The organism is Streptomyces diastatochromogenes (assembly GCF_002242805.1).
In the GTDB taxonomy this organism is placed as follows: Bacteria; Actinomycetota; Actinomycetes; order Streptomycetales; family Streptomycetaceae; genus Streptomyces; species Streptomyces diastatochromogenes.
Map to the genome: position 1 here is coordinate 60895 of NZ_MCGQ01000014.1, position 24757 is coordinate 85651.

23 protein-coding genes are annotated in these 24757 nt (G+C 71.2%); 18 read left to right on the forward strand and 5 right to left on the reverse strand.

Annotated features, from left to right (window positions below):
- Positions 1–93: 93 nt before the first annotated feature.
- The gene (locus tag BEK98_RS17570; protein WP_094217499.1) at positions 94–2493 is read right to left on the reverse strand and encodes a Tex family protein; all 2400 of its coding nucleotides are present in this window, start codon (positions 2491–2493) and stop codon (positions 94–96) included.
- Positions 2494–2679: 186 nt separating this feature from the next.
- Here BEK98_RS17570 and BEK98_RS17575 point away from each other — a divergent pair, with 186 nt between their 5' ends.
- Both BEK98_RS17575 and BEK98_RS17580 read left to right on the forward strand, forming a co-directional pair.
- On the forward strand, positions 2680–3639 hold the full coding sequence (locus tag BEK98_RS17575; RefSeq protein WP_094217500.1) for a GlxA family transcriptional regulator: 960 nt from the start codon (positions 2680–2682) through the stop codon (positions 3637–3639).
- A gap of 11 nt (positions 3640–3650) precedes the next feature.
- Positions 3651–4286 (forward strand): DJ-1/PfpI family protein, encoded by a 636-nt coding sequence (locus tag BEK98_RS17580; protein ID WP_094217501.1) that lies wholly within the window; start codon positions 3651–3653, stop codon positions 4284–4286.
- Here BEK98_RS17580 and BEK98_RS17585 read toward each other — a convergent pair.
- Positions 4273–5022 (reverse strand): enoyl-CoA hydratase/isomerase family protein, encoded by a 750-nt coding sequence (locus BEK98_RS17585; RefSeq protein ID WP_094217502.1) that lies wholly within the window; start codon positions 5020–5022, stop codon positions 4273–4275. The two genes, BEK98_RS17580 and BEK98_RS17585, sit on opposite strands and share 14 nt — an antisense overlap.
- Positions 5023–5258: 236 nt before the next feature.
- On the opposite strand from BEK98_RS17585, the gene BEK98_RS17590 reads away from it, so the two are divergent.
- The gene (locus tag BEK98_RS17590) at positions 5259–5753 is read left to right on the forward strand and encodes an ATP-binding protein (protein ID WP_094217688.1); all 495 of its coding nucleotides are present in this window, start codon (positions 5259–5261) and stop codon (positions 5751–5753) included.
- 7 nt (positions 5754–5760) lie between these two features.
- On the opposite strand, the gene idi is transcribed toward BEK98_RS17590, so the two are convergent.
- The 3 genes from idi to galE form a co-directional block, all read right to left on the reverse strand.
- Positions 5761–6354 (reverse strand): isopentenyl-diphosphate Delta-isomerase, encoded by a 594-nt coding sequence (gene idi / locus BEK98_RS17595; protein ID WP_094217503.1) that lies wholly within the window; start codon positions 6352–6354, stop codon positions 5761–5763.
- Between the two features lie 185 nt (positions 6355–6539).
- Positions 6540–7481, reverse strand: a complete 942-nt coding sequence (locus tag BEK98_RS17600) for a cation diffusion facilitator family transporter (protein ID WP_094217504.1) — start codon at positions 7479–7481, stop codon at positions 6540–6542.
- Between the two features lie 136 nt (positions 7482–7617).
- The gene (gene galE / locus BEK98_RS17605; RefSeq protein ID WP_094217505.1) at positions 7618–8589 is read right to left on the reverse strand and encodes a UDP-glucose 4-epimerase GalE; all 972 of its coding nucleotides are present in this window, start codon (positions 8587–8589) and stop codon (positions 7618–7620) included.
- Between the two features lie 265 nt (positions 8590–8854).
- On the opposite strand from galE, the gene BEK98_RS17610 reads away from it, so the two are divergent.
- The 15 genes from BEK98_RS17610 to hpnH all read left to right on the forward strand — a co-directional run bounded on the left by BEK98_RS17610 (position 8855) and on the right by hpnH (position 24753).
- A complete protein-coding gene (locus BEK98_RS17610) occupies positions 8855–10642 on the forward strand; it encodes a DUF5941 domain-containing protein (RefSeq protein WP_094217506.1) in 1788 nt (595 codons plus the stop codon).
- Positions 10639–11391, forward strand: a complete 753-nt coding sequence (locus tag BEK98_RS17615; RefSeq protein WP_094217507.1) for a phosphocholine cytidylyltransferase family protein — start codon at positions 10639–10641, stop codon at positions 11389–11391. Before BEK98_RS17610 ends, BEK98_RS17615 begins: the two co-directional genes overlap by 4 nt.
- Positions 11379–12440: an iron-containing alcohol dehydrogenase family protein gene (locus BEK98_RS17620; protein WP_094217508.1), complete on the forward strand. Its 1062-nt coding sequence runs from the start codon at positions 11379–11381 to the stop codon at positions 12438–12440. Before BEK98_RS17615 ends, BEK98_RS17620 begins: the two co-directional genes overlap by 13 nt.
- The gene (locus BEK98_RS17625) at positions 12418–13197 is read left to right on the forward strand and encodes a CDP-alcohol phosphatidyltransferase family protein (protein ID WP_094217689.1); all 780 of its coding nucleotides are present in this window, start codon (positions 12418–12420) and stop codon (positions 13195–13197) included. The genes BEK98_RS17620 and BEK98_RS17625 overlap by 23 nt, the downstream gene beginning before the upstream one ends.
- Positions 13198–13202: 5 nt before the next feature.
- Positions 13203–14087, forward strand: coding sequence for a glycosyltransferase family 2 protein (locus BEK98_RS17630; RefSeq protein WP_094217509.1), 885 nt, complete (start codon positions 13203–13205; stop codon positions 14085–14087).
- Between the two features lie 77 nt (positions 14088–14164).
- On the forward strand, positions 14165–15094 hold the full coding sequence (locus tag BEK98_RS17635) for an ABC transporter permease (protein WP_094217510.1): 930 nt from the start codon (positions 14165–14167) through the stop codon (positions 15092–15094).
- Positions 15087–15881: an ABC transporter ATP-binding protein gene (locus BEK98_RS17640; protein WP_094217511.1), complete on the forward strand. Its 795-nt coding sequence runs from the start codon at positions 15087–15089 to the stop codon at positions 15879–15881. Before BEK98_RS17635 ends, BEK98_RS17640 begins: the two co-directional genes overlap by 8 nt.
- Positions 15882–16218: 337 nt before the next feature.
- The gene (hpnC, locus tag BEK98_RS17645) at positions 16219–17145 is read left to right on the forward strand and encodes a squalene synthase HpnC (RefSeq protein ID WP_425276608.1); all 927 of its coding nucleotides are present in this window, start codon (positions 16219–16221) and stop codon (positions 17143–17145) included.
- The gene (gene hpnD / locus BEK98_RS17650) at positions 17142–18092 is read left to right on the forward strand and encodes a presqualene diphosphate synthase HpnD (protein WP_167444197.1); all 951 of its coding nucleotides are present in this window, start codon (positions 17142–17144) and stop codon (positions 18090–18092) included. The genes hpnC and hpnD overlap by 4 nt, the downstream gene beginning before the upstream one ends.
- Positions 18092–18358, forward strand: a complete 267-nt coding sequence (locus BEK98_RS51285) for a DUF6380 family protein (RefSeq protein WP_425276609.1) — start codon at positions 18092–18094, stop codon at positions 18356–18358. Before hpnD ends, BEK98_RS51285 begins: the two co-directional genes overlap by 1 nt.
- On the forward strand, positions 18355–19782 hold the full coding sequence (gene hpnE / locus BEK98_RS17655; protein ID WP_094217513.1) for a hydroxysqualene dehydroxylase HpnE: 1428 nt from the start codon (positions 18355–18357) through the stop codon (positions 19780–19782). The genes BEK98_RS51285 and hpnE overlap by 4 nt, the downstream gene beginning before the upstream one ends.
- Positions 19782–20918: a polyprenyl synthetase family protein gene (locus tag BEK98_RS17660; RefSeq protein WP_094217514.1), complete on the forward strand. Its 1137-nt coding sequence runs from the start codon at positions 19782–19784 to the stop codon at positions 20916–20918. The genes hpnE and BEK98_RS17660 overlap by 1 nt, the downstream gene beginning before the upstream one ends.
- Before the next feature lie 116 nt (positions 20919–21034).
- Positions 21035–23083, forward strand: coding sequence for a squalene--hopene cyclase (shc, locus tag BEK98_RS17665; protein WP_094217515.1), 2049 nt, complete (start codon positions 21035–21037; stop codon positions 23081–23083).
- The gene (locus BEK98_RS17670; protein ID WP_094217516.1) at positions 23084–23725 is read left to right on the forward strand and encodes a phosphorylase family protein; all 642 of its coding nucleotides are present in this window, start codon (positions 23084–23086) and stop codon (positions 23723–23725) included. It begins immediately after the preceding gene.
- A 5-nt stretch (positions 23726–23730) separates the two neighbouring features.
- Positions 23731–24753, forward strand: a complete 1023-nt coding sequence (gene hpnH / locus BEK98_RS17675; protein ID WP_094217517.1) for an adenosyl-hopene transferase HpnH — start codon at positions 23731–23733, stop codon at positions 24751–24753.
- The last annotated feature ends 4 nt before the right edge of the window (positions 24754–24757 follow it).

The window sequence follows — 24757 nt, forward strand, 5'->3', positions numbered from 1 at the left end:
TCTGCCGATCGGATGATCACTGTCCACCGGTTTTCACCCCGGGGGGCGGGGCGGGGGCGTGCGTGGCCTGCCGCACGCCCCGGCCCCGGTGGCTCAGCGGCGCCCGTCCTTCGGGTTCAGCAGGCCCGCCCGCCGCAGCGCGTCCGCCATGGCGCTGTTGGCCGGCGCCGGCGCCGGACGCCCGCCCCGGTCACCACCACGGCCCTGCCGCTGGCCCTGACCGCCCTGCCGCTGGCCCTGGCCGCCCTGCCGCTGCTGAGGCGGCCGGGAACCGCCGCCCCGCTGCTGCTTGCCGCCCTGCCCCTGCGGCGCGGCCTCGTCGTCCAGCCGCAGCGTCAGCGCGATCCGCTTGCGCGGGATGTCCACGTCGAGGACCTTCACCTTGACGATGTCACCGGGCTTGACCACGTCCCGCGGGTCCTTCACGAACGTCTTCGACATCGCGGAGACGTGGACGAGGCCGTCCTGGTGGACGCCGATGTCGACGAACGCCCCGAAGGCCGCCACGTTCGTGACCACGCCCTCCAGGACCATGCCGGACGCCAGGTCGGAGATCTTCTCCACGCCCTCCTTGAAGGTGGCCGTCTTGAAGGCGGGCCGCGGGTCGCGCCCCGGCTTCTCCAGCTCCTTGAGGATGTCGGTGACGGTCGGCAGACCGAAGGTGTCGTCCACGAAGTCCGCCGGGCGCAGCGAGCGCAGCGCACCGGTGTTGCCGATGAGGGAGGCGACCTCCTGGCCCGAGGTCTTCACCATGCGCCGCACCACCGGGTACGCCTCCGGGTGCACGCTGGAGGCGTCCAGCGGGTCGGTGCCGCCGCGGATGCGCAGGAAGCCCGCGCACTGCTCGTACGCCTTCGGGCCGAGCCGCGCCACCTTCTTCAGCTCGGAGCGCGAGGTGAACGGCCCGTTCGCGTCCCGGTGGGCGACGATGTTCTCGGCCAGCCCCGAGGAGATGCCGGACACCCGCGAGAGCAGCGGCACGGACGCGGTGTTGACGTCCACGCCGACGCCGTTCACACAGTCCTCGACGACCGCGTCCAGCGAGCGGGACAGCTTCACCTCGGACAGGTCGTGCTGGTACTGGCCGACACCGATGGACTTCGGGTCGATCTTCACCAGCTCGGCCAGCGGGTCCTGCAGCCGGCGGGCGATGGAGACCGCGCCGCGCAGCGAGACGTCCATGTCGGGGAATTCCTGCGAGGCGTACTGCGACGCCGAGTACACGGACGCGCCCGCCTCGGACACCATCACCTTGGTGAGCTTCAACTCCGGGTGCTTGGAGATGAGTTCACCGGCGAGCTTGTCGGTCTCCCGGGACGCCGTGCCGTTGCCGATGGCGACCAGATCGACCGCGTGCTCCTTCGCCAGCCGCGCCAGCTTGGCGATCGCCTCGTCCCACTTGTTGGCCGGGACGTGCGGGTAGATCACGTCCGTCGCGACGGCCTTGCCGGTGGAGTCGACCACGGCCACCTTCACGCCCGTACGGAAGCCGGGGTCCAGGCCGAGCGTCGCGCGCGTGCCGGCCGGGGCGGCCAGCAGCAGGTCGCGCAGGTTCGCGGCGAACACGTTGACCGCCTCGTCCTCGGCCGCCGTACGCAGCCTGAGGCGCAGGTCGATACCGAGATGCACCAGGACGCGGGTGCGCCAGGCCCAGCGGACCGTGTCCGTCAGCCACTTGTCGGCGGGGCGGCCGCGGTCGGCGATCCCGAAGCGGTGCGCGATGATCCCCTCGTACGAGGACGGGCCCTCCGTGGGCTCCTCCGGCTCCAGGACGAGGTCCAGGACCTCCTCCTTCTCGCCGCGCAGCATCGCCAGGATGCGGTGTGAGGGCAGCTCGGTGAACGGCTCGGCGAAGTCGAAGTAGTCGGCGAACTTGGCGCCCGCCTCCTCCTTGCCGTCCTTCACCTTGGCGGCCAGCCGCCCGCGCACCCACATGCGCTCGCGGACCTCGCCGATCAGGTCGGCGTCCTCCGAGAACCGCTCGGTGAGGATCGCCCGGGCGCCCTCCAGCGCGGCCTGCGGATCGGCGACGCCCTTGTCGGCGTCCACGAACGCGGCCGCCGCGGCCAGCGGCTCGACCGTTGGGTCGCCCAGCAGGCCCTCGGCGAGCGGCTCCAGGCCCGCCTCTCGCGCGATCTGCGCCTTGGTGCGCCGCTTGGGCTTGTAGGGCAGGTAGATGTCCTCGAGGCGCGCCTTGGTCTCGGCGCCGCGGATCTGCGCCTCCAGCTCCTCGGTGAGCTTGCCCTGCTCGCGGACCGACTCCAGGATCGCGGTCCGCCGCTCCTCCAGCTCCCGCAGATAGCGCAGCCGCTCCTCGATCGTGCGCAGCTGCGCGTCGTCGAGCATCTCGGTCGCTTCCTTGCGGTAGCGGGCGATGAAGGGCACCGTCGAGCCGCCGTCGAGCAGCTCCACCGCGGCCTTCACCTGCCGCTCCCGTACGCCGAGCTCCTCGGCGATCCTGCCTTCGATGGACCCTACGAGGGGTGTCGTCACGATCCCGTACCGCCTTCTCCACGTCAGCTTGCGCGGCAATTGTGGCAGGTGACACCGACAACCGGGGATCAGGGCGCCACGCGGCGGGGCGCGGGGCCCGGAAGCCGTGTCTGCCCCGTGCCGTATGGCAGGAAAGGTGGGGTATCCGTCATTGCGGCCACGCACCCACCCTCGAAGAATCGAGACATGCCGCAGCGCACCCTCCTCTTCGTCCTCTTCGACGGCGTGCAGAGCCTCGACGTCACCGGCCCGCTCGAGGTGTTCAACGGCGCCGAGACGCACACGCCGGGGACGTACCGCATCCGCACCGCCTCCCTGGACGGCGGCCCGGTGCGCACCTCCAGCGGTCTGACCCTCGTACCGGACCAGGCGCTCGGGGAGGTGCCCGACCCGCACACCCTGCTGGTCCCCGGCGGTCAGGGCACCCGCAGCTCCGATCCGCTGCTGACCGAGTGGCTGCGCACGCACGGCCCCCGCGCGCGGCGCCTCGTCTCGGTCTGCACCGGTGCGATCCTGCTGGCCGAGGCAGGTCTGCTCGACGGCCGCCGCGTCACGACCCACTGGGCGTACTGCGAGCAGCTCGCCCGCGACCACCCGGCCGTCGAGGTCGATCCCGATCCCATCTACGTCCGGGACGGACACGTCTCCACCTCGGCCGGCGTCACCTCGGGCATCGACCTCGCCCTCGCCCTGGTGGAGGAGGACCTGGGCCGTCAGGCGGCGCTGGTCATCGCCCGCCACCTGGTCGTCTTCCTGCGGCGGCCCGGAAACCAGGCCCAGTTCAGCGCCCAGCTCGCCGCCCAGACCGCGCAGCGCGACCCGCTCCGGGAGGTCCAGCAGTGGATCACCGAGCACCCGGCCGGCGACCTCACCGTGGAAGCGCTCGCAGCCCGGGCGAGCCTCTCACCGCGCCACTTCGCCCGCGCGTTCCAGGCCGAGACGGGCATGACGCCCGGACGCTTCGTCGACCGGGTCCGCCTCGAACACGCCCGCCGCCTCCTGGAGGACACGGGCGACGGGATCGAGGAGATCTCCCGTGCCAGCGGGTACGGCACCCCGGAGGCCATGCGCCGCGCTTTCGTCAGGGCTCTCGGAACGGCGCCGGCCGAGTACCGCCGCCGCTTCCGGCCCGCATCCGCCCACTGAAAGGAATACCGATGCAGATCGCCATCGTCGTCTACGACCGCTTCACCGCCCTCGACGTCGTCGGCCCGTACGAGATCCTCTCCCGGGTCCCGGACGCGGAGACGGTGTTCGTCGCCGAGGAGGCCGGCCTCGTACGCACGGAGACCGGATTTCTCGCGATCAGCGCCGACAAGGCACTGTCGGAGGTGCCCGGCCCGGACATCGTGGTGGTGTCCGGCGGCCCCGGTCAGAGCGCGCTGATGGACCACGAGCCCCTGCTGGACTGGCTGCGCGCCGCCGACGCCACCAGCACCTGGACGACCTCCGTATGCTCCGGCTCTTTGCTCCTGGCCGCCGCCGGGCTTCTCAAGGGGCGACGTGCAACCTCCCACTGGCTGGCCCTCGATCAGCTGAGCCGGTTCGGGGCCGAGCCCACGGGTGAACGCGTCGTCTTCGACGGAAAGTACGTCACCGCGGCCGGTGTGTCCTCCGGCATCGACATGGGGCTCGCCCTGCTCGGCCGGATCGCGGGTGACGAGCACGCCCAGGCCGTCCAGCTGGGGACCGAGTACGACCCGCAGCCGCCCTATGACGCGGGCTCGCCGGAGAAGGCACCCGCGCACATCGTCGAGCTGCTGCGCGCGCGGAGCCGCTTCATCCTGTCGTAGTCCAGGTGAAGCGCGGCTGCCTGCGCTCCAGGAACGCGGCGACCCCCTCAGCGGTGTCGCCGCTGCCGCGTGCCTGCTCCGCCCAGTGGGCGTCCCGGTCGGTGCGGCCGTTCGCGAACTCCTTCGCGGCGGCCTGGGTGAGCTGGGAACGCGACACCAGGATCCGGGTCAGTTCGGCGACCCGCTTGTCCAGTTCGCCCTCGGGCAGCACCTCGTCCACGAGCCCGGTGCCCAGCGCCCGCTGAGTGTCGATCAACTCGGCCGAGAACAGCAGGTACTTGGCGGTGGTCGGTCCCACCAGCGAGACCAGCCGCCGGGTGGACGAGGCCGGGTACACGATCCCGAGCTTCGCCGGCGTCACCCCGAACAGCGCGCCCTCCTCCGCCAGCCGCAGATCGCAGGCCGCGGCGAGCTGGGCCCCGCCGCCCACGCAGTGGCCGCGGATCGCGGCGAGCGTCGGCTTGGGAAACGCGGCGAGGGCCTCCTCGGCCGCCACCGCCAGCCCCTGCGCCTCGGCGGGAGAGCCCTGGAGCGTGGAGATGTCCGCGCCCGCGCAGAAGGTCGTGCCTTCCCCGGTGAGCACCAGTGCGCGCACGCCCGGGTCTCCCGCCAGTTCCGCCAGCAGCGGCGGCAGGGACCGCCACATCGCGGCCGTCATGGCGTTGCGCTTGGCCGGGTGACGGATGACGACCGTGGCGACGGAGTCGACGACCTGGTACGACAGCTGGGGCTCCATGCGGTGGATGCTATCCGGACGACTCCTCGCGCCCTTTGGGAGTTTTCCCACAACACGAATAGTTCGCGAACCGGCGCCAGGGGGGCCAGGAGCGGTCCCACAACTGCCGTTGTCATACGCACGCGGTCAGAACCGTTCGATAAGCGCTGACTTGTGTTCAGTCATCCGGAGCGGAGCGGATCGTTACCAACACTCGACGTGTGGTGACAATCGAGCGCGAGGGTGGCGACCGGACGATGGACAACCACGGGCGCGGGGACGGCCCGCGCCCAGCGGGGGGCGCCGAACGGCCGCCTGATCCACTGCCCTACGAGGGAGTGTGGCGGTTCACCGCGGCCGCCGTGGACGCCTCGGTCCCGCAGGCGCGGCGCGCCGTACGGGACCTGCTGCTGCGCCAGGGTGTACCGGTCTCCGACGACCTGGTGTACGGGCTGCTGCTGATCGTCTCCGAGCTGGTCACGAACGCGGTCCGGCACGCGGCGCTGCTGTCGCCGGTGCTCGCAGTGGAGGTGGCCGTCGGGGCCGAGTGGGTGCGGGTGTCGGTGGAGGACAATCACCCCTACCGTCCCACCGCCCTGGAGGCCGACCACGGCCAGACCGGCGGCCGCGGGCTGCTCCTGGTCCGTGAGGTGGCCCGGGAGGCGGGCGGGGTGATCGACGTGGAGCACACGGCGAGTGGCGGCAAGGTGATCTGGGCCGCCCTGCCGCTCAAGCCCGTGACCTTCACCTGACGGCGGACTACCAGCCCGCGGACTCGCCCGTCAGTTCCCTGACCGCCGGACGGGCCGCGTCCAGCACGGTCATGAACCACGCCGAGAACGGGTCCCGGGCGTGCCGCTCCGCCAGCTCGGCCGCCGTCACGAAGGCGGTCTGGCCGACCTCCTCCGGGTCCGGCACGAGCGGTGCCTGCACCAGGCCGACGAACAGGTGGTTGAACTCCTGCTCGACCAGGCCCGAGGCCGGGTCCGGGTGGTTGTAGCGCACCGTGCCCGCCTCGGCGAGCAGGGACGGTGAGACGCCCAGCTCCTCGTACGTCCGCCGGGCCGCCGCCGCGAAGGGCGCCTCGCCGGGGTAGGGGTGACCGCAGCAGGTGTTGGACCACACACCGGGGGAGTGGTACTTGCCGAGCGCCCGCTGCTGGAGCAGCAGCCGGCCCTGCTCGTCGAAGAGGAACACCGAGAAGGCCCGGTGCAGCTGTCCCGGTGGCTGATGGGCGGCGAGCTTCTCCGCCGTACCGATCGTCACGCCCTTCTCGTCGACCAGTTCCAGCAAAATCGCCTCTGCGGTGCCGTTCGACGAGCTGTGCGTCTCGGTGGCAGGTGTGATCGGCATACCCATCCTTCGCCTCGGTCTTCGCACCCCAAGTCTGCCGTACGAATCCGGCACTCCCGGCACTTCCCCGCACGTCCGCATGTCCCGGGCACGGGCAGAACCGGAAGGGGGACCCGGTAGATCATCGTGCCCGGCGCCCACCGCCCGGAACCGTCCGGGGGTGCGCCGAACAGCAGTGCGAAGGGTTAGTGGCAGAGCCGTGCCTCGTGCTCCGCGTGACCGCCCGGCTCCAGCTGGAACGTGCAGTGCTCCACGTCGAAGTGGCCGCCCAGGCAGCCCTGCAGCTCGTGCAGCATCTTCTCGTTCCCGATGGCGTTCAGCACCTCCGAGCTGACCACCACGTGCGCGGACAGCACGGGCAGACCCGAGGTGATCGTCCAGGCGTGCAGGTCGTGTACGTCCTCCACGCCGTCCAGGGCCAGGATGTGCGCCCGTACCTCCGCCATGTCGACGTCCTTCGGGGCGGCCTCCAGCAGCACGTCCAGCGTCTCGCGCATCAGCTTCAGCGTCCTCGGCACGATCATCAGCCCGATGACCAGCGAGGCGATCGGGTCGGCCGCCTGCCAGCCCGTGGTGAGGATCACGGTCGCGGAGATCAGCACCGCAACCGAGCCCAGCGCGTCCGCGGCCACCTCCAGGAAGGCGCCGCGCACGTTCAGGCTCTCCTTCTGCCCACGCATCAGCAGGGTGAGCGACACCGTGTTCGCGACCAGGCCGATCAGACCGAACACGATCATCAGGCCGCCCCGGGTCTCCGCCGGCGTGACGAACCGCTGGACCGCCTCGTACAGGACGTAGCCGCCGACGCAGAGCAGCAGCAGACAGTTGGCCAGGGCGGCGAGGATCTCGGCGCGGGCGTAGCCGAAGGTGCGGTTGGTGCTCGGCGGGCGGTTCGCGAAGTGGATGGCCAGCAGCGCCATGCCCAGACCCACCCCGTCGGTCGCCATGTGGGCCGCGTCCGCGATCAGGGCGAGCGAGTCCGCGAGAAGACCGCCGGCGATCTCCACCACCATGATCGTGAGGGTGATGCCCAGCGCCACGCGCAGCCGGCCACGGTACGCGGCCGCGGCCGTACCCGTGGGCGGCACATGGCTGTGCGTATGCCCGTGGTCGTGCCCTGCCCCCATGAGAGGTCCACCCTTCCGTATTGCTCCCGAGCTGACAGTGAACTACGGGTGGGGGGTATCGGGCAACGCGGCACTGAACACCGTTGTCATGTGCCCTGACCTGCGCAAACGAACCGCTGGTCAGGGCGGTGCCGGCTCACTTCCCGTGGTGCAGCTGCCAGCCCTGCCAGGCCGACTCCACCATCTCGCGCACCCCGCGCCGGGCCCGCCAGCCCAGGGTCTCGACGGCCCGCTCGGCCGAGGCGACCGCGCGCGGTGCGTCCCCCGGGCGGCGCCCCTCCACCAGCGCCGGTCGCCGGTCGCCGGTGACCTCACCGATGACCGTGATCAGCTCGCGCACCGAGACGCCCTCGCCGCGTCCGATGTTCAGCGTCAGATCGCCCGTCGAGTCCCCGTCGGAGAGCCGCCGGGCCGCCGCGAGATGCGCCTCGGCGAGGTCGGCCACGTGGATGTAGTCACGGATGCAGGTGCCGTCGGGCGTCGGATAGTCGGCACCGAAGATCCGCGGGGCCTCGTCGCGGGTGAGCCGGTCGAAGACCATCGGCACGATGTTGAACACGCCCGTGTCCGACAGTTCCGGCGCGGCCGCGCCCGCCACGTTGAAGTAACGCAGGCACACCGTGGAGATCCCGTGCGCCCGGCCCGCCGCCCGCACCAGCCACTCCCCGGTCAGCTTGGTCTCGCCGTACGGGTTCACCGGTGCGCACGGGGTGTCCTCGGTGATCAGGTCCACGTCCGGGTTGCCGTACACGGCCGCCGACGAGGAGAACAGCAGCCGGCGGACGCCCGCCTCGGCCATCGCGTCCAGCAGTGTGGCCAGGCCGCCCACGTTCTCCCGGTAGTAGCGGGTGGGCTCGGCCACCGACTCGGCGACCTGCTTGCGCGCCGCGAGATGGACGACGCCCGTCACGCCGTACTCCGCGAAGACCCGCTTGAGCAGGTCCCCGTCCAGCGTCGAGCCCTGGACGAGCGGGACGTCCGCCGGGAGCCGCGCGGGCACGGCGGCCGACAGGTCGTCCAGCGCCACGACACTCTCCCCGGCGCCCGCCATGGCCCGTGCCACATGCGCCCCGATGTATCCGGCTCCGCCGGTGATCAGCCACGTCATGGTCGCCCACCCTATGCGGCCCGTCCGCATGTCCCTGATGCCCGGGTCTGGGGCCACGGTTTGTGGGGCGGGCCCCGGATCACCGATGATGATCGCGGCAAAGGCCTGGGCAGTTCCCGTGGACCGGACCGTGAACGGCCGGTGAACAAGGGCTCGAGCCCATCGGATACCCTTCGCCGACATGCCGCCCGGGAGCCGCAGGCCGGGGCGCCCCATCACGCAGAAGACCGGCGCCGACGCGCCGGCACCCAGGGAGTGAGTTCGGTTGTCGACCGCCATCGTCACCGGTCAGCCGGTGCCCGGATCGTCGCTCGAGAACGATCTGCGGTCTCTCGGCTTCGACGTGCGTGCGGCCGGCGACGCCTCCGAGGCGGAGGCCCTGCTCGCGGCCGTCCCGGCCGACCGGCGCGTCGCCCTGGTCGACGCCCGCTTCGTCGGCCACCCGCACGCCCTGCGCCTCGGCCTCACCGACCCGCGCTTCCCGCTCGCCGCCGTCCCCGGCGCCGTCACCGCCCAGCCCGCCGCCAGGCAGGCGCTGACCCGGGCCCTGGCCCGTGAGACCTCCGCCGGCGGCGGTACGGCCGTGGCCGTCGACAACCTCGCCGACCGCGTCGTCACCGCCCTCGACGCCGACGGCAGCGCGGTCCACCGCCCCGAGCTGGGCAGCCTGGTCGCCGCCGTGCCGGATGACCCGCAGGCCCGCAACGAGGCCCGGCAGGCCGTCGCCGCCGTCGACGACGAGGCCGTACGCCTGAAGTCGGCCGTGAAGGCCCGCGACGGCTTCTTCACCACGTTCTTCATCAGCCCGTACTCGCGCTACATCGCCCGCTGGTGCGCCCGCCGGGGTCTGACCCCCAACCAGGTCACCACCGCCTCGCTGCTCACCGCGCTGATAGCCGCGGGCTGCGCGGCGACCGGCACCCGGGCCGGTTTCATCGCGGCCGGCGTGCTGCTGATCGCCTCCTTCGTGCTGGACTGCACCGACGGCCAGCTCGCCCGCTACTCCCTGCAGTACTCCACGCTCGGCGCCTGGCTGGACGCCACCTTCGACCGGGCCAAGGAGTACGCCTACTACGCCGGCCTCGCGCTCGGTGCGGCCCGCGGCGGCGACGACGTGTGGGCCCTCGCGCTCGGCGCGATGATCCTGCAGACCTGCCGGCACGTCGTGGACTTCTCCTTCAACGAGGCCAACCACGACGCCACGGCCAACACCAGCCCCACCGCCGCCCTCTCCGACAAGCTGGACAGCGTCGGGTGGACGGTCTGGCTGCGGCGGATGATAGTTCTGCCCATCGGTGAACGCTGGGCCATGATCGCCGTCCTCACCGCGGCCACCACCCCCCGCATCACCTTCTACGTGCTCCTCGTCGGCTGCGCCTTCGCCGCGACGTACACCACGGCCGGCCGTGTGCTGCGCTCGCTGACCCGCAAGGCCAGGCGCACCGACCGGGCCGCGCAGGCGCTGGCGGACCTCGCCGACAACGGACCGGCCGCCTCGCTCGTGGCGCGTGCCACTCGCGCCCGCCTCGGCGCCCCGCTGCTGGTGGCCCTGGCCGGTACGGCCGTCCTCGCCGTGTCCCTCTTCTCCGGCGTGACCTGGGCACCCGTCGCCGGTGCCGTCGTCTACGCCGTCACCTCCGGACAGGCGCTGTACCGGCCCCTCAAGGGCGCCCTCGACTGGCTGGTCCCCCCGCTGTTCCGGGCCGCCGAGTACGGCACGGTGCTCGTCCTCGCGAGTAAAGCAGGGGTAAACGGGGCCCTTCCTGCGGCTTTCGGCCTGGTGGCCGCCGTCGCCTACCATCACTACGACACGGTGTACCGCATCCGCGGAAACGCCGGAGCGCCCCCGGCCTGGCTGGTGCGCGCCATCGGGGGGCAGGAGGGGCGGACGCTGCTCGTCACCGTCCTCGCCGCGCTGCTCACCGCCTCGCAGTTCAAGGTCGCGCTCACGGTCCTCGCCGTGGCCGTCGCCCTGGTGGTGCTCGTCGAGAGCATCCGCTTCTGGGTGTCCGCTGGGGCGCCCGCCGTACACGATGAAGGAGAACCCGCATGATCGGCCTCGTGCTGGCGGCCGGCGCCGGACGGCGTCTTCGCCCCTACACCGACACCCTTCCCAAGGCGCTGGTGCCGGTGGGGCCCGACGGCATAGAGGACAGCATCACCGTGCTCGACCTCACGCTCGGCAACTTCGCCGAGATCGGTCTGACCGAGGTCGCGATCATCGTCGGCTACCGCAAGGAGGCCGTGTACGAGCGCAAGGCGGCGCTGGAGGCGAAGTACGGCCTCAAGCTCACCCTCATCGACAACGACAAGGCCGAGGAGTGGAACAACGCCTACTCCCTGTGGTGCGGCCGTGACGCCCTCAAGGACGGTGTGATCCTCGCCAACGGCGACACCGTGCACCCGGTCTCCGTCGAGAAGACGCTGCTCGCCGCCCGCGGCGACGGCAAGAAGATCATCCTCGCCCTGGACACGGTGAAGAACCTGGCCGACGAGGAGATGAAGGTCGTCGTCGACCCCGAGAAGGGCATGACGAAGATCACCAAGCTGATGGACCCCGCCGAGGCCACCGGCGAGTACATCGGCGTCACCCTGATCGAGGGCGACGCCGCTCCCGACCTGGCCGACGCGCTGAAGACGGTCTGGGAGACCGACCCGCAGCAGTTCTACGAGCACGGCTACCAGGAGCTGGTGAACCGCGGCTTCAAGATCGACGTCGCGCCGATCGGTGACGTCAAGTGGGTCGAGATCGACAACCACGACGACCTCGCGCGCGGACGGGAGATCGCGTGCCAGTACTGACGCGGCTGATTCCCTCGCCGGTCGTCGTGGACATCCGCCCGGGTGCCCTCGACGACCTGGCCGGGGTCCTCGCCGACGAGCGCATCTCGCAGTCGGGCCGGCTCGCCGTCGCCGTCAGCGGCGGCTCCGGTGCCAAGCTGCGCGAGCGGATCGCCCCCTCGCTGCCCGGCGCCACCTGGTACGAGGTCGGCGGCGGCACCCTCGACGATGCGATCCGGCTGGCCGGTGACATGAAGGCCGGCCACTTCGACGCGGTCGTGGGCCTCGGCGGCGGCAAGATCATCGACTGCGCCAAGTTCGCCGCGGCGCGCGTCGGCCTGCCCCTGGTCGCCGTACCGACGAACCTCGCGCACGACGGTCTGTGCTCGCCGGTCGCCACCCTCGACAACGACGCCGGGCGCGGCTCCTACGGTGTGCCGAACCCGATCGCCGTCCTCATCGACCTGGACGTGATCCGCGAGGCACCGGCGCGCTTCGTGCGCTCCGGCATCGGTGACGCGATCTCCAACATCAACTCGGTCGCGGACTGGGAACTGTCCAACCGCGTCAACGGCGAGAAGATCGACGGTCTCGCCGCCGCCATGGCCCGCCAGGCCGGCGAAGCGGTGCTCAGGCACCCCGGCGGCATCGGGGACAACGACTTCCTCCAGGTGCTCGCCGAGGCGCTGGTCCTCACCGGTATCTCCATGTCGATCTCGGGCGACTCCCGGCCCGCCTCGGGCTCCTGCCACGAGATCAACCACGCCTTCGACCTGCTCTTCCCCAAGCGCGCCGCGAGCCACGGCGAGCAGTGCGGGCTCGGCGCCGCCTTCGCGATGTACCTGCGCGGAGCGCACGAGGAGTCGGCGTACATGGCCGAGGTGCTGCGCCGGCACGGGCTTCCGGTGCTGCCGGAGGAGATCGGCTTCACGCTGGACGAGTTCGTCCGCGCCGTGGAGTTCGCCCCGGAGACCAGGCCCGGCCGCTACACGATCCTCGAACACCTCGACCTCAAGACGAACCAGATCAAGGACATCTACGCCGACTATGTCAAGGCCATCGGTAGCTGAACTCCGACCGGTCGTCCACCCCGCCGGGGTGAAGGACCGGCGCAGCGGTGAGCACTGGGCGGGACGCCTCTACATGCGCGAGGTGTCCCTGCGCGTCGACCGCTACCTGGTGAACACCAGGGTCACGCCCAACCAGCTCACGTACCTGATGACCGTCTGCGGTGTGCTCGCGGCCCCGGCCCTGCTGGTGCCGGGGATCGCGGGCGCCGTGCTCGGCGTGGTCGCCACCCAGCTGTACCTGCTGCTGGACTGCGTCGACGGCGAGATCGCCCGCTGGAAGAAGCAGTACTCGCTCGGCGGGGTCTACCTGGACCGCGTCGGCGCCTACCTGACCGACGCGGCCGTCCTGGTCGGCCTCGGCCTGCGCGCCGCCGACCTGTGGGGCAGTGGCCGTATCGACTGGCTGTGGGCCTTCCTCGGCACCCTCGCCGCCCTCGGCGCGATCCTGATCAAGGCGGAGACCGACCTGGTCGGTGTCGCCCGGCACCAGGCCGGGATGGCGCCGGTCAAGGAGGCCGCGTCCGAGCCGCGCTCCTCCGGCATGGCGCTGGCCCGCCGGGCCGCCGCCGCCCTCAAGTTCCACCGGCTCATCCTCGGCATCGAGGCCTCGCTGCTGATCCTGGTCCTCGCGATCGCGGACCAGATCCACGGCGATCTGTTCTTCACCCGGCTCGGCACCGCCGTCCTGGCCGGCATCGCCCTGCTGCAGACCGTGCTGCACCTGGTGTCCATCCTCGCCTCCAGCAGGCTGAGGTGAGCGGCATGACTGCTTCTCCGAAGGTCGGCGCGGTCATCATCACGATGGGCAACAGGCCCGACGAACTGCGGGCCCTCCTCGACTCCGTCGCCAAGCAGGACGGCGACCCCGTCGAGGTGGTCGTCGTCGGCAACGGCTCGCCCGTCCCGGACGTCCCCGAGGGCGTACGGACCATAGAACTGCCCGAGAACCTGGGCATCCCCGGCGGCCGCAACGTCGGCATAGAGGCCTTCGGCCCCAGCGGCCGCGACGTCGACATACTGCTCTTCCTCGACGACGACGGCCTGCTCGCCCGCCACGACACCGGCGAGCTGTGCCGCCATGCGTTCGCGGCCGACCCGAAGCTCGGCATCGTCAGCTTCCGCATCGCCGACCCGGAGACGGGCGAGACCCAGCGCCGGCACGTACCGCGGCTGCGCGCCTCCGACCCGATGCGCTCCTCCCGGGTCACCACCTTCCTCGGCGGCGCCAACGCGGTCCGCACCCGGGTCTTCGCCGAAGCCGGCGTGCTCCCCGACGAGTTCTTCTACGCCCACGAGGAGACCGACCTGGCCTGGCGGGCCCTCGACGCGGGCTGGATGATCGACTACCGGTCCGACATGGTGCTGTACCACCCGACGACCGCGCCCTCGCGGCACGCGGTGTACCACCGCATGGTCGCCCGCAATCGGGTCTGGCTGGCCCGGCGCAACCTCCCCGCGCTCCTGGTCCCCGTCTACCTCGGGGTCTGGCTGCTGCTCACCCTGTTGCGCCGCCCTTCGGGACCGGCGCTGAAGGCCTGGTTCGGCGGCTTCAAGGAGGGCTGGACCACCTCGTGCGGTCCCCGCCGCCCCATGCGGTGGCGTACGGTGTGGCGGCTCACCCGACTGGGCCGGCCTCCCGTCATCTGACAAGCTCGACCGTGCGGGCCGCGCACTTCTGGGCGCGCCCGAAGTCCCGACGTACTCGAAGACGAAAGCTTCCATCTGTGAGTGAGACAACACACGACGGCGGTGTCGCGGTGACCGCGGCCCCGTCGCCCGACGAGGGACTGACGGCGGCACAGCTCGCCGCCAAGTACGGGCTCGCCGTGAGCGGTGCCCGGCCCTCGCTCACCGAGTACATCCGGGAGCTGTGGGGGCGGCGCCACTTCATCCTCGCCTTCTCCCAGGCGAAGCTGACCGCGCAGTACAGCCAGGCCAAGCTCGGCCAGCTGTGGCAGGTGGCGACCCCGCTGCTGAACGCGGCGGTCTACTACTTCATCTTCGGCGTCATCCTGCACGCGAGCCGGGGCATGTCCAAGGACGTGTACATCCCGTTCCTGGTCACGGGTGTGTTCGTGTTCACCTTCACGCAGAGCTCGATCATGTCGGGTGTCCGCGCGATCTCCGGCAACCTGGGCCTGGTGCGCGCCCTGCACTTCCCGCGCGCCTCGCTGCCCGTCTCCTTCTCGCTGCAGCAGCTGCAGCAGCTGCTCTTCTCGATGATCGTGATGTTCATCGTGGCGATCGGCTTCGGCAGCTACCCGAGCCTGTCCTGGCTGCTGATCGTGCCGGTCCTGGTGCTGCAGTTCCTGTTCAACACCGGGCTCGCGCTGATCGTGGCGCGGATGGGCGCGAAGACGCCGGACCTCGCCCAGCTGATGCCGTTCATCCTGCGTACGTGGATGTACACGTCCGGCGTCATGTTCTCCATCAACAAGATGATGGAGGGCCGTTCCGAGCTGGCGGTCCGCCTGCTGCAGGTGAACCCGGCCGCCGTCTACATGGACCTGATGCGCTTCGCGCTGATCGACGGGTACGACGCCTCGAACCTGCCGCCGCACGTGTGGGCCATCGCCCTGTTCTGGGCCGTGGTCGTCTTCGCGGGCGGGTTCGTGTACTTCTGGAAGGCGGAGGAGAGGTACGGCCGTGGCTGAGCAGAACCCCCAGACCGACGACAACGCCGAGCGGCGCCCGACGGTCATCGCGGACGACCTGCACATCGTCTACCGGGTCAACGGCGCGAAGACGGGCAAGGGCAGTGCGACGGCCGCCCTCAGCCGCATAGTCAAGCGCGGCGAGGAGCGGGGCGTGCGCAAGGTGCACGCCGTGCGAGGCGTCTCCTTCGTCGCCTACCGCGGTGAGGCGATCGGCCTGATCGGCTCCAACGGCTCGGGCAAGTCCACCCTGCTGCGCGCCATCGCCGGCCTGCTGCCCGCCGAGAAGGGCAAGGTCTACACCGACGGCCAGCCCTCGCTGCTCGGTGTGAACGCGGCCCTGATGAACGACCTCACCGGCGAGCGCAACGTGATCCTCGGCGGTCTCGCCATGGGTATGTCCCGTGAGCAGGTCAAGGAGCGCTACCAGGAGATCGTCGACTTCTCGGGCATCAACGAGAAGGGCGACTTCATCACCCTGCCGATGCGCACCTACTCCTCCGGTATGGCCGCCCGGCTGCGTTTCTCCATCGCCGCCGCCAAGGACCACGACGTCCTCATGATCGACGAGGCGCTGGCCACCGGTGACCGCAAGTTCCAGAAGCGCTCCGAGGAGCGCATCCGGGAACTGCGCAAGGAGGCCGGCACGGTGTTTCTGGTCAGTCACAACAACAAGTCCATTCGCGACACCTGCAACCGCGTCCTGTGGCTGGAACGCGGCGAACTGCGCATGGACGGCCCGACCGAAGAGGTCCTCAAGGAGTACGAGAAGTTCACGGGCAAGTGACCCGTCGAGCCGTTTCGGCCAGGGCCCCGTCGGCAACCGTCCGGTGGGGCCCTGCGTCTGCAAAGGAAACGTCAACTCCCGGCGGCCTTAGGAATCTTGACGCCAATCGGTGTGTTGTTGTGATGCGCAGGACACCCCGACGGACCGTGCCGCGTTGTACAACGTAAGCTGTACGGGTGCCGGAAAGCGGCAAGTAGGGCCATAATGCGCGACACCCTCCCGGCGACGGCCCCGCGGAGGGCCGGGCGGCGTGTCCGAAATAGTGTGTATTGGGTCGGCAGTGTAGAACGGGAGATGTGACGGCAATGGCTACGGAAACTCCCCAGCTCAACGCAGCATGTGCCGTCCCCGCCCCGGGCAGCGCGCGGTGACGGGAACCGACACGGCGCCGGAACTGGAGCGCGCCACGCTGGACAAGGCTGCGAGCGAGAACTTCCCCGTGGCCCCCTTCTTCCTGCCCCGGGCGTGGCGCGCCGACCTCATGGCCGTGTACGGCTTCGCCCGCCTCGTGGACGACATCGGCGACGGCGACCTGGCCCCCGGCGGGGCCGACGCGCGCGTCCTGGGCGTGCCGGCCGCCGAGGCCGAGGACCGGCTGGCCCTCCTCGACGCGTTCGAGGCCGACCTGCGGCGTGTCTTCGACGGCACGCCCCGCCACCCCCTGCTCCGCCGTCTGCAGCCCACCGTCCGCCGCCGCGCCCTCACCCCCGAGCCCTTCCTCGGCCTGATCGCCGCCAACCGCCAGGACCAGCTGGTCGCGCGGTACGAGACCTACGACGACCTGCTCGCCTACTGCGAACTGTCCGCCAACCCCGTCGGCCGCCTCGTCCTCGCCGTCACCGGTACCTCGACCCCCGAGCGGATCCGCCTCTCCGACGCCATCTGCACCGCGCTGCAGATCGTGGAACACCTCCAGGACGTGGCCGAGGACTTCGGCCGTGACCGGATCTATCTGCCCGCCGAGGACATGAAACGCTTCCACGTCCAGGAAACGGATCTCGCCACGAAAACCACGGGCGCATCGGTGCGCGCTCTGGTTGCATACGAAGTGCAACGCGCCCGCGATCTGCTGAATGAAGGCGCCCCCCTGGTGGGTAGCGTCCACGGCAGGTTGAAGCTGCTGCTCGCGGGGTTCGTGGCGGGGGGAAGGGCGGCGATCCGGGCGATCGCCGCCGCCGAATACGACGTACTTCCCGGTCCGCCCAAACCCGGCAAGGTCCAGTTGCTGCGTGAGGTGGGCGTGACCCTGCGAGGAGAGGGGTGATCCGGACCGTGGAGTCTGTGCCACACGTGTCCGCACCGGTACTCGCCGCCTACAGCTACTGCGAGGCCGTCACCGGGCAGCAGGCCCGCAATTTCGCGTACGGCATCCGGCTGCTGCCGACGCCCAAGCGCCGCGCCATGTCGGCGTTGTACGCCTTCTCCCGGCGTGTCGACGACATCGGCGACGGCGACCTGCCCGGTGAGGTCAAGGTCGCGCGCCTCGAGGACACCCGGGCGCTGCTCACCCGCATCCGCGAGGGCGGGGTCGAGGAGGACGACACCGACCCGGTGGCCGTCGCCCTCACCCATGCCGCCGGCGCCTTCCCGATCCCGCTCGGCGGCCTGGACGAGCTGATCGACGGCGTCCAGATGGACGTGCGCGGGGAGAGTTACGAGACCTGGGACGACCTGAAGGTCTACTGCCGCTGTGTGGCCGGCGCCATCGGCCGCCTCTCGCTCGGCGTGTTCGGTACGGAACCGGGGGCGCGCGGCGCCGAGCGCGCGTCCGAGTACGCCGACACGCTCGGGCTCGCGCTCCAGCTCACCAACATCCTCAGAGACGTCCGCGAGGACGCCGAGGGCGGCCGTACCTATCTGCCCGCCGACGACCTCGCCAAGTTCGGCTGCTCGGCCGGATTCGGCGGGCCGACCCCACCGGAGGGCTCCGACTTCGCGGGCCTCGTGCACTTCGAAGTGCGACGGGCCCGCGCCCTTTTCGCCGAGGGCTACCGGCTGCTCCCCATGCTCGACCGGCGCAGCGGCGCCTGCGTCGCCGCCATGGCCGGCATCTACCGCCGCCTGCTCGACCGCATCGAGCGCGACCCGGAGGCCGTGCTGCGCGGCCGCGTCTCGCTGCCCGGACGCGAGAAGGCCTACGTCGCCGTACGCGGACTGTCCGGCCTCGACACCCGGCACGTGTCCCGGCGGACCGTCAGGAGGCGCGCCTGATGGGGTCTGTGGACCAGGAGGACTCCGACGGCCCGCTGCGGCGGGCAACCCTCCGCTGCGGCGTGGCGTCCCTGACTGCGACCGGCGAGCGTGCACCGTTCATCCAGCACGCCAAGCAGGCCAGGCGAAGTCCGCTGAGGTTCGACAGCGCCCTGAAGGGGCGCGGGGAACTGCGCGACCAGCCACGATGGCGTCGCGGACAAGCGACGGCCCATCGTGGCTCGTCCAGCGGAGCGCTCACGCACGCACGGAGGGACGCACGATGAGCGACGGCGCACACCCCGCGCAGGCGCACGCCGACACCCCGGCACCGGCAGGGCGCAGTGCCGTCGTGGTCGGCGGCGGCCTGGCCGGGATCACCGCGGCGCTCGCGCTCGCCGACGCGGGCGTCCGGGTCACCCTGCTCGAAGGCAGGCCGAGACTGGGCGGCCTCGCCTTCTCCTTCCAGCGCGGCGACCTGACCGTCGACAACGGCCAGCACGTGTACCTGCGCTGCTGCACCGCCTACCGCTGGTTCCTCGACCGCATCGAGGGCACGGCGCTGGCACCGCTGCAGGATCGTCTCGACGTGCCCGTACTCGACGTGAACCGGCCCGAGGGACGGCGGCTCGGCAGACTGCGGCGCGACGCGCTGCCCGTACCCCTGCACCTGGGCCGGAGCCTCGCGACCTACCCGCACCTGTCGCTCGCCGAGCGTGCCGCGGTCGGGCGTGCCGCGCTCGCGCTCAAGGGACTCGACCTCGCCGATCCGACCCTGGACACCCAGGACTTCGGCGGCTGGCTGGCCGCCCACGGCCAGTCGGCGCGTGCCGTCGAGGCCCTGTGGGACCTGGTCGGGGTCGCCACCCTCAACGCGGTCGCGGGCGACGCCTCGCTGGGGCTCGCCGCGATGGTGTTCAAGACCGGTCTGCTGTCCGACCCGGGCGCGGCCGACATCGGCTGGGCCCACGTCCCGCTGGGCGAACTGCACGACCGGCTGGCCCGCAAGGCGCTCGACTCCGCGGGCGTCCGTACCGAGGTCCGTACACGCGTCACCTCCGTCTCTACCAACGAAAACGGGACCTGGAGCGTTCAGGTTCCCGGCGAGACGATCCAGACCGACGCGGTCGTGCTCGCCGTACCCCAGCGCGAGACGCACGACCTGCTGCCACCCGGCGCCCTCGACGCCCCCGAACAGCTCCTGAGGATCGGCACCGCGCCGATCCTCAACGTGCATGTCGTCTACGACCGCAAGGTGCTCGCCCGGCCCTTCTTCGCCGCCCTCGGCACCCCCGTGCAGTGGGTCTTCGACCGGACGGACGCGTCCGGCCTCGGCGAGGGGCAGTACCTGGCCCTGTCCCAGTCGGCGGCGCAGGACGAGATCGACGCGCCGGTCGCCGAGCTCCGCGAGCGCTACGTGCCCGAGCTGGAGCGACTGCTTCCGGGCACCCGCGGCGCGGTGGTGAAGGACTTCTTCGTGACCCGGGAGCGCACGGCGACGTTCGCACCCACCCCCGGCGTCGGGCGGCTGCGGCCCGGCGCCCGCACCAAGGCCCCCGGCCTGTACCTGGCCGGAGCGTGGACCGCCACCGGGTGGCCCGCGACCATGGAGAGTGCGGTCCGCAGTGGAGTGAGCGCGGCCGACGCCGCGCTGAGCGCCCTGGGCCGGCCCCGCCCCCGCCACCTCTTCGAGTTCGAGGAGGCGGCCTGATGCTCGGTCAGCAGCCGGCGGCCGGCCCCCGCACCCCCGGTACCGCAACAAGAGGAGAGACTGTGCCCACTGTGCCCCCGGCCTCGACGCCCGCTCGGAGGACCGCGGTGGACGTGACCGCGCTTCTGGAGCGCGGGCGGACCCTGGCCACACCGGTCCTGCGTGCGGCCGTCGACCGTCTCGCTCCTCCCATGGACACCGTCGCCGCCTACCACTTCGGCTGGATCGACGCCGCGGGCAACCCGGCCGACGGCGACGGCGGCAAGGCCGTGCGTCCCGCCCTGGCCGTTCTCTCCGCCGAGGTCACCGGCGCCGCACCCGAGGTGGGCATCCCCGGGGCCGTCGCCGTCGAACTCGTCCACAACTTCTCGCTGCTGCACGACGACCTGATGGACGGCGACGAGCAGCGCCGGCACCGCGACACGGTCTGGAAGGTGCACGGCCCCGCCCAGGCCATCCTGGTCGGCGACGCCCTGTTCGCCCTCGCCAACGAGATCCTGCTGGAACTCGGCACCGTCGAGGCCGGCCGCGCCACCCGCCGGCTGACCACCGCCACCCGCGCCCTGATCGACGGTCAGGCGCAGGACATCTCCTACGAGCACCGCGACCGGGTCAGCGTCGAGGAGTGCCTGGAGATGGAGGGCAACAAGACCGGCGCCCTGCTCGCCGCCTCCAGCTCCATCGGCGCGGTGCTCGGCGGCGCCGACGACCGCACCGCCGACACCCTGGAGAAGTACGGCTACCACCTCGGCCTCGCCTTCCAGGCCGTCGACGACCTGCTCGGCATCTGGGGCGACCCGGAGTCCACCGGCAAGCAGACCTGGAGCGACCTGCGCCAGCGCAAGAAGTCCCTGCCGGTGGTGGCCGCGCTCGCGGCGGGCGGCCCCGCCTCCGAGCAGCTCGGCGAGATCCTCGCCGCCGACGCCAAGAGCAGCGACTTCGAGACCTTCTCCGAGGAGGAGTTCGCGGCCCGTGCCGCCCTCATCGAGGAGGCCGGCGGCCGCGAGTGGACGGCCGAGGAAGCGCGCCGTCAGCACACCATCGCCATCGGAGCCCTTGACGCCGTCCACATGCCCGACCAGGTGCGGGCCGCCTTCACGGCGCTCGCCGACTTCGTCGTCGTACGAAAGAGATGATCCTTATCGGTCGAATAGCCCTCGCGTAGTCGCCGGCCGGTGTCGAGGGACGACGGACACCGGCCGACGGCGGACCCACAGCAGCACGACTCGTACGACTGCACGAAGGGGAAGCCATGACAGCGACGACCGACGGAAGCACCGGGGCGACCATCCCGCCCCGCGCTGCCGCGGCCAGCGAAACCGACATCACCACCCCCGCGGCGGCCGGGGTACAAGAAGCCGCCGAACGCGCCGCACGGCGCGCCACCGACTTCCTGCTGGCACGGCAGGACGCCCAGGGCTGGTGGAAGGGCGACCTCGAGACGAACGTCACGATGGACGCCGAGGACCTGCTGCTCCGTCAGTTCCTGGGGATCCGCGACGAGGCGACGACCCGGGCCGCCGCCCTGTTCATCCGCGGCGAGCAGCGCGAGGACGGCACCTGGGCCACCTTCTACGGCGGACCCGGCGAACTCTCCGCCACCATCGAGGCGTACGTCGCCCTCCGCCTGGCCGGCGACGCACCCGACACCCCGCACATGGCCAAGGCCTCCGCCTGGATCCGTGAGCGCGGCGGCATCGCCGCCGCCCGCGTGTTCACCCGGATCTGGCTGGCCCTGTTCGGCTGGTGGAAGTGGGAGGACCTGCCCGAACTCCCGCCGGAGCTGATCTACTTCCCCAGCTGGATGCCGCTCAACATCTACGACTTCGGCTGCTGGGCCCGGCAGACCGTCGTGCCGCTGACCGTCGTCTCGGCCAAGCGCCCGGTCCGCCCCGCGCCCTTCCCGCTGGACGAGCTGCACACCGACCCGGCCGACCCCAACCCGGCCAAGCCGCTCGCCCCGGTGGCGAGTTGGGACGGCGCCTTCCAGCGCCTGGACAAGGTGCTGCACCAGCTGCGCAAGGTCGCCCCGCGCCGGCTGCGCAAGGCCGCGATGAACGCGGCGGCCCGCTGGATCATCGAGCGCCAGGAGAACGACGGCTGCTGGGGCGGCATCCAGCCCCCCGCCGTGTACTCGATCATCGCCCTGCACCTGCTCGGCTACGACCTCCAGCACCCGGTGATGCGCGAGGGCCTCGCGTCGCTGGACCGTTTCGCCGTGTGGCGCGAGGACGGCGCTCGGATGATCGAGGCCTGCCAGTCCCCGGTGTGGGACACCTGCCTCGCTGCCATCGCCCTGGTCGACGCCGGTCTGCCCGTCGACCACCCGCAACTGGTCAAGGCCGCCGACTGGATGCTCGGCGAGGAGATCGTCCGGCCCGGCGACTGGGCCGTGAAGCGGCCCGGACTGCCGCCCGGCGGCTGGGCGTTCGAGTTCCACAACGACAACTACCCGGACATCGACGACACCGCCGAGGTCGCGCTCGCGCTGCGCCGGGTCCGGCACCACGACCCGGACCGGGTGGACGGGGCGATCGGGCGCGCGGTGCGCTGGAACCTCGGGATGCAGTCGAAGAACGGCGCGTGGGGCGCCTTCGACGTCGACAACACCAGCCCGTTCCCGAACCGGCTGCCGTTCTGCGACTTCGGCGAGGTCATCGACCCGCCCTCGGCGGACGTCACCGCGCACGTGGTCGAGATGCTCGCCGCCGAGGGCCTCGCCCACGACCCGCGCACCCGGCGCGGCATCGAGTGGCTGCTCGCCGAACAGGAGCCGGACGGCTCGTGGTTCGGGCGCTGGGGCGTCAACTACGTCTACGGCACCGGCTCGGTGGTGCCCGCCCTGACCGCGGCCGGGCTGCCCGGCTCCCACCCGGCGATCCGGCGGGCGGTGACCTGGCTGGAGAACGTCCAGAACGACGACGGCGGCTGGGGCGAGGACCTGCGCTCCTACAAGTACGTCAAGGAGTGGAGCGGTCGCGGCGCCTCCACCGCCTCGCAGACCGCGTGGGCGCTGATGGCCCTGCTCGCGGCGGGGGAGCAGGACTCCAAGGCCGTCGAGCGCGGCGTCCGGTGGCTGGCCGAGACCCAGCGGGAGGACGGTTCCTGGGACGAGCCGTACTTCACCGGCACCGGCTTCCCGTGGGACTTCTCCATCAACTACCACCTCTACCGGCAGGTCTTCCCGCTCACCGCGCTCGGCCGGTATCTGCACGGCGACCCCTTCGAGCGGCAGTTGCTCGCCAGGACCAAGCCGCTCACCGAGGTCAGGAAGCCGCTCTCCGAGGTCAAGGGGGGCTGAATGAGCGCCCAGCCCGCCCCGGCCCCGTTGCTGATCGCCTGCGCGCTCGGCATCGAGCACCTCGCCCTGCGCACCGGCGACCGCGGCGGTGCGGGCGGGCCGTTCTCCGTCGTCCGTACGGGCATGGGCCCCAAGGCGGCGGAACGCTCCGTCAACCGGCTCCTCGCGGAGCCGGCGCTGGCCGACGCGGCCGTCCTGGCCACCGGCTTCTGCGCCGGGCTCGCACCCGGCATGCACCCCGGCGACCTGGTCGTCGCCGAGGAGACCCGGGACCCGCACGGGACCGTCCCGTGCGTGGGCACCGACCTGCTCGTCAAGGAACTCGTGCGCATCCTGCCCGGGCGCACCGTCCACACGGGGCCGGTCACCGGCTCCGACCATGTCGTGCGCGGCCATGAGCGGTCCGACCTGCTCGCGACCGGCGCGATCGCCGTCGACATGGAGTCCGCGGCCACGCTCCTGAGCGCCGTCCGCGCGGGTGAGCGCCCGGTTGCGGCCGTACGGGTGGTCGTGGACGCTCCAGAACATGAACTCGTCCGGATCGGCACGGTGCGCGGTGGAATATCAGCCTTCCGCGTTCTTCGTACCGTCCTTCCTGCTTTTTTCGAATGGCACCGTTCTTTGTTGCTCCCCCGGAGGTGAGCCAGATGGCCATGCCGCTGCGTCAGTCCATCAAGGTCGCTACTTACCTGGCTGAACAGAAGATCCGCAGGCGGGACAAGTTTCCGCTCATCGTCGAACTGGAACCGCTCTTCGCCTGCAACCTCAAGTGCGAGGGCTGCGGCAAGATCCAGCACCCGGCGGGTGTGCTCAAGCAGCGCATGCCGGTGGCCCAGGCCGTGGGCGCGGTGCTGGAGTCCGGTGCGCCGATGGTGTCCATCGCCGGTGGCGAGCCGCTGATGCACCCTCAGATCGACGAGATCGTCCGCCAGTTGGTGGCCAGGCGGAAGTACGTCTTCCTCTGCACCAACGCCCTGCTGATGCGCAAGAAGATGGACAAGTTCACGCCCTCGCCCTACTTCGCCTTCGCGGTGCACATCGACGGGCTGCGCGAGCGGCACGACGAGTCCGTGGCGAAGGAGGGTGTGTTCGACGAGGCGGTGGAGGCCATCAAGGAGGCCAAGCGGCGTGGCTTCCGGGTGACCACCAACTCCACCTTCTTCAACACCGACACCCCGCAGACCATCATCGAGGTGCTCAACTTCCTCAATGACGACCTGCAGGTGGACGAGATGATGATCTCGCCCGCCTACGCCTACGAGAAGGCACCCGACCAGGAGCACTTCCTCGGCGTCGAGCAGACCCGCGAGCTGTTCAAGAAGGCCTTCGCGGGCGGCAACCGCAAGAAGTGGCGGCTCAACCACTCCCCGCTCTTCCTGGACTTCCTGGAGGGCAAGGTCGACTTCCCGTGCACGGCGTGGGCGATCCCGAACTACTCGCTCTTCGGCTGGCAGCGCCCCTGCTACCTGATGAGCGACGGGTACGTGCCGACGTACCGCGAACTCATCGAGAAGACCGACTGGGACAAGTACGGCCGCGGCAAGGACCCGCGCTGCGCCAACTGCATGGCGCACTGCGGCTACGAGCCGACCGCCGTCCTCGCCACCATGGGCTCCCTGAAGGAGTCGCTGCGGGCCATGCGCGAGACCGTCTCCGGAAACCGGGAGTGACGCC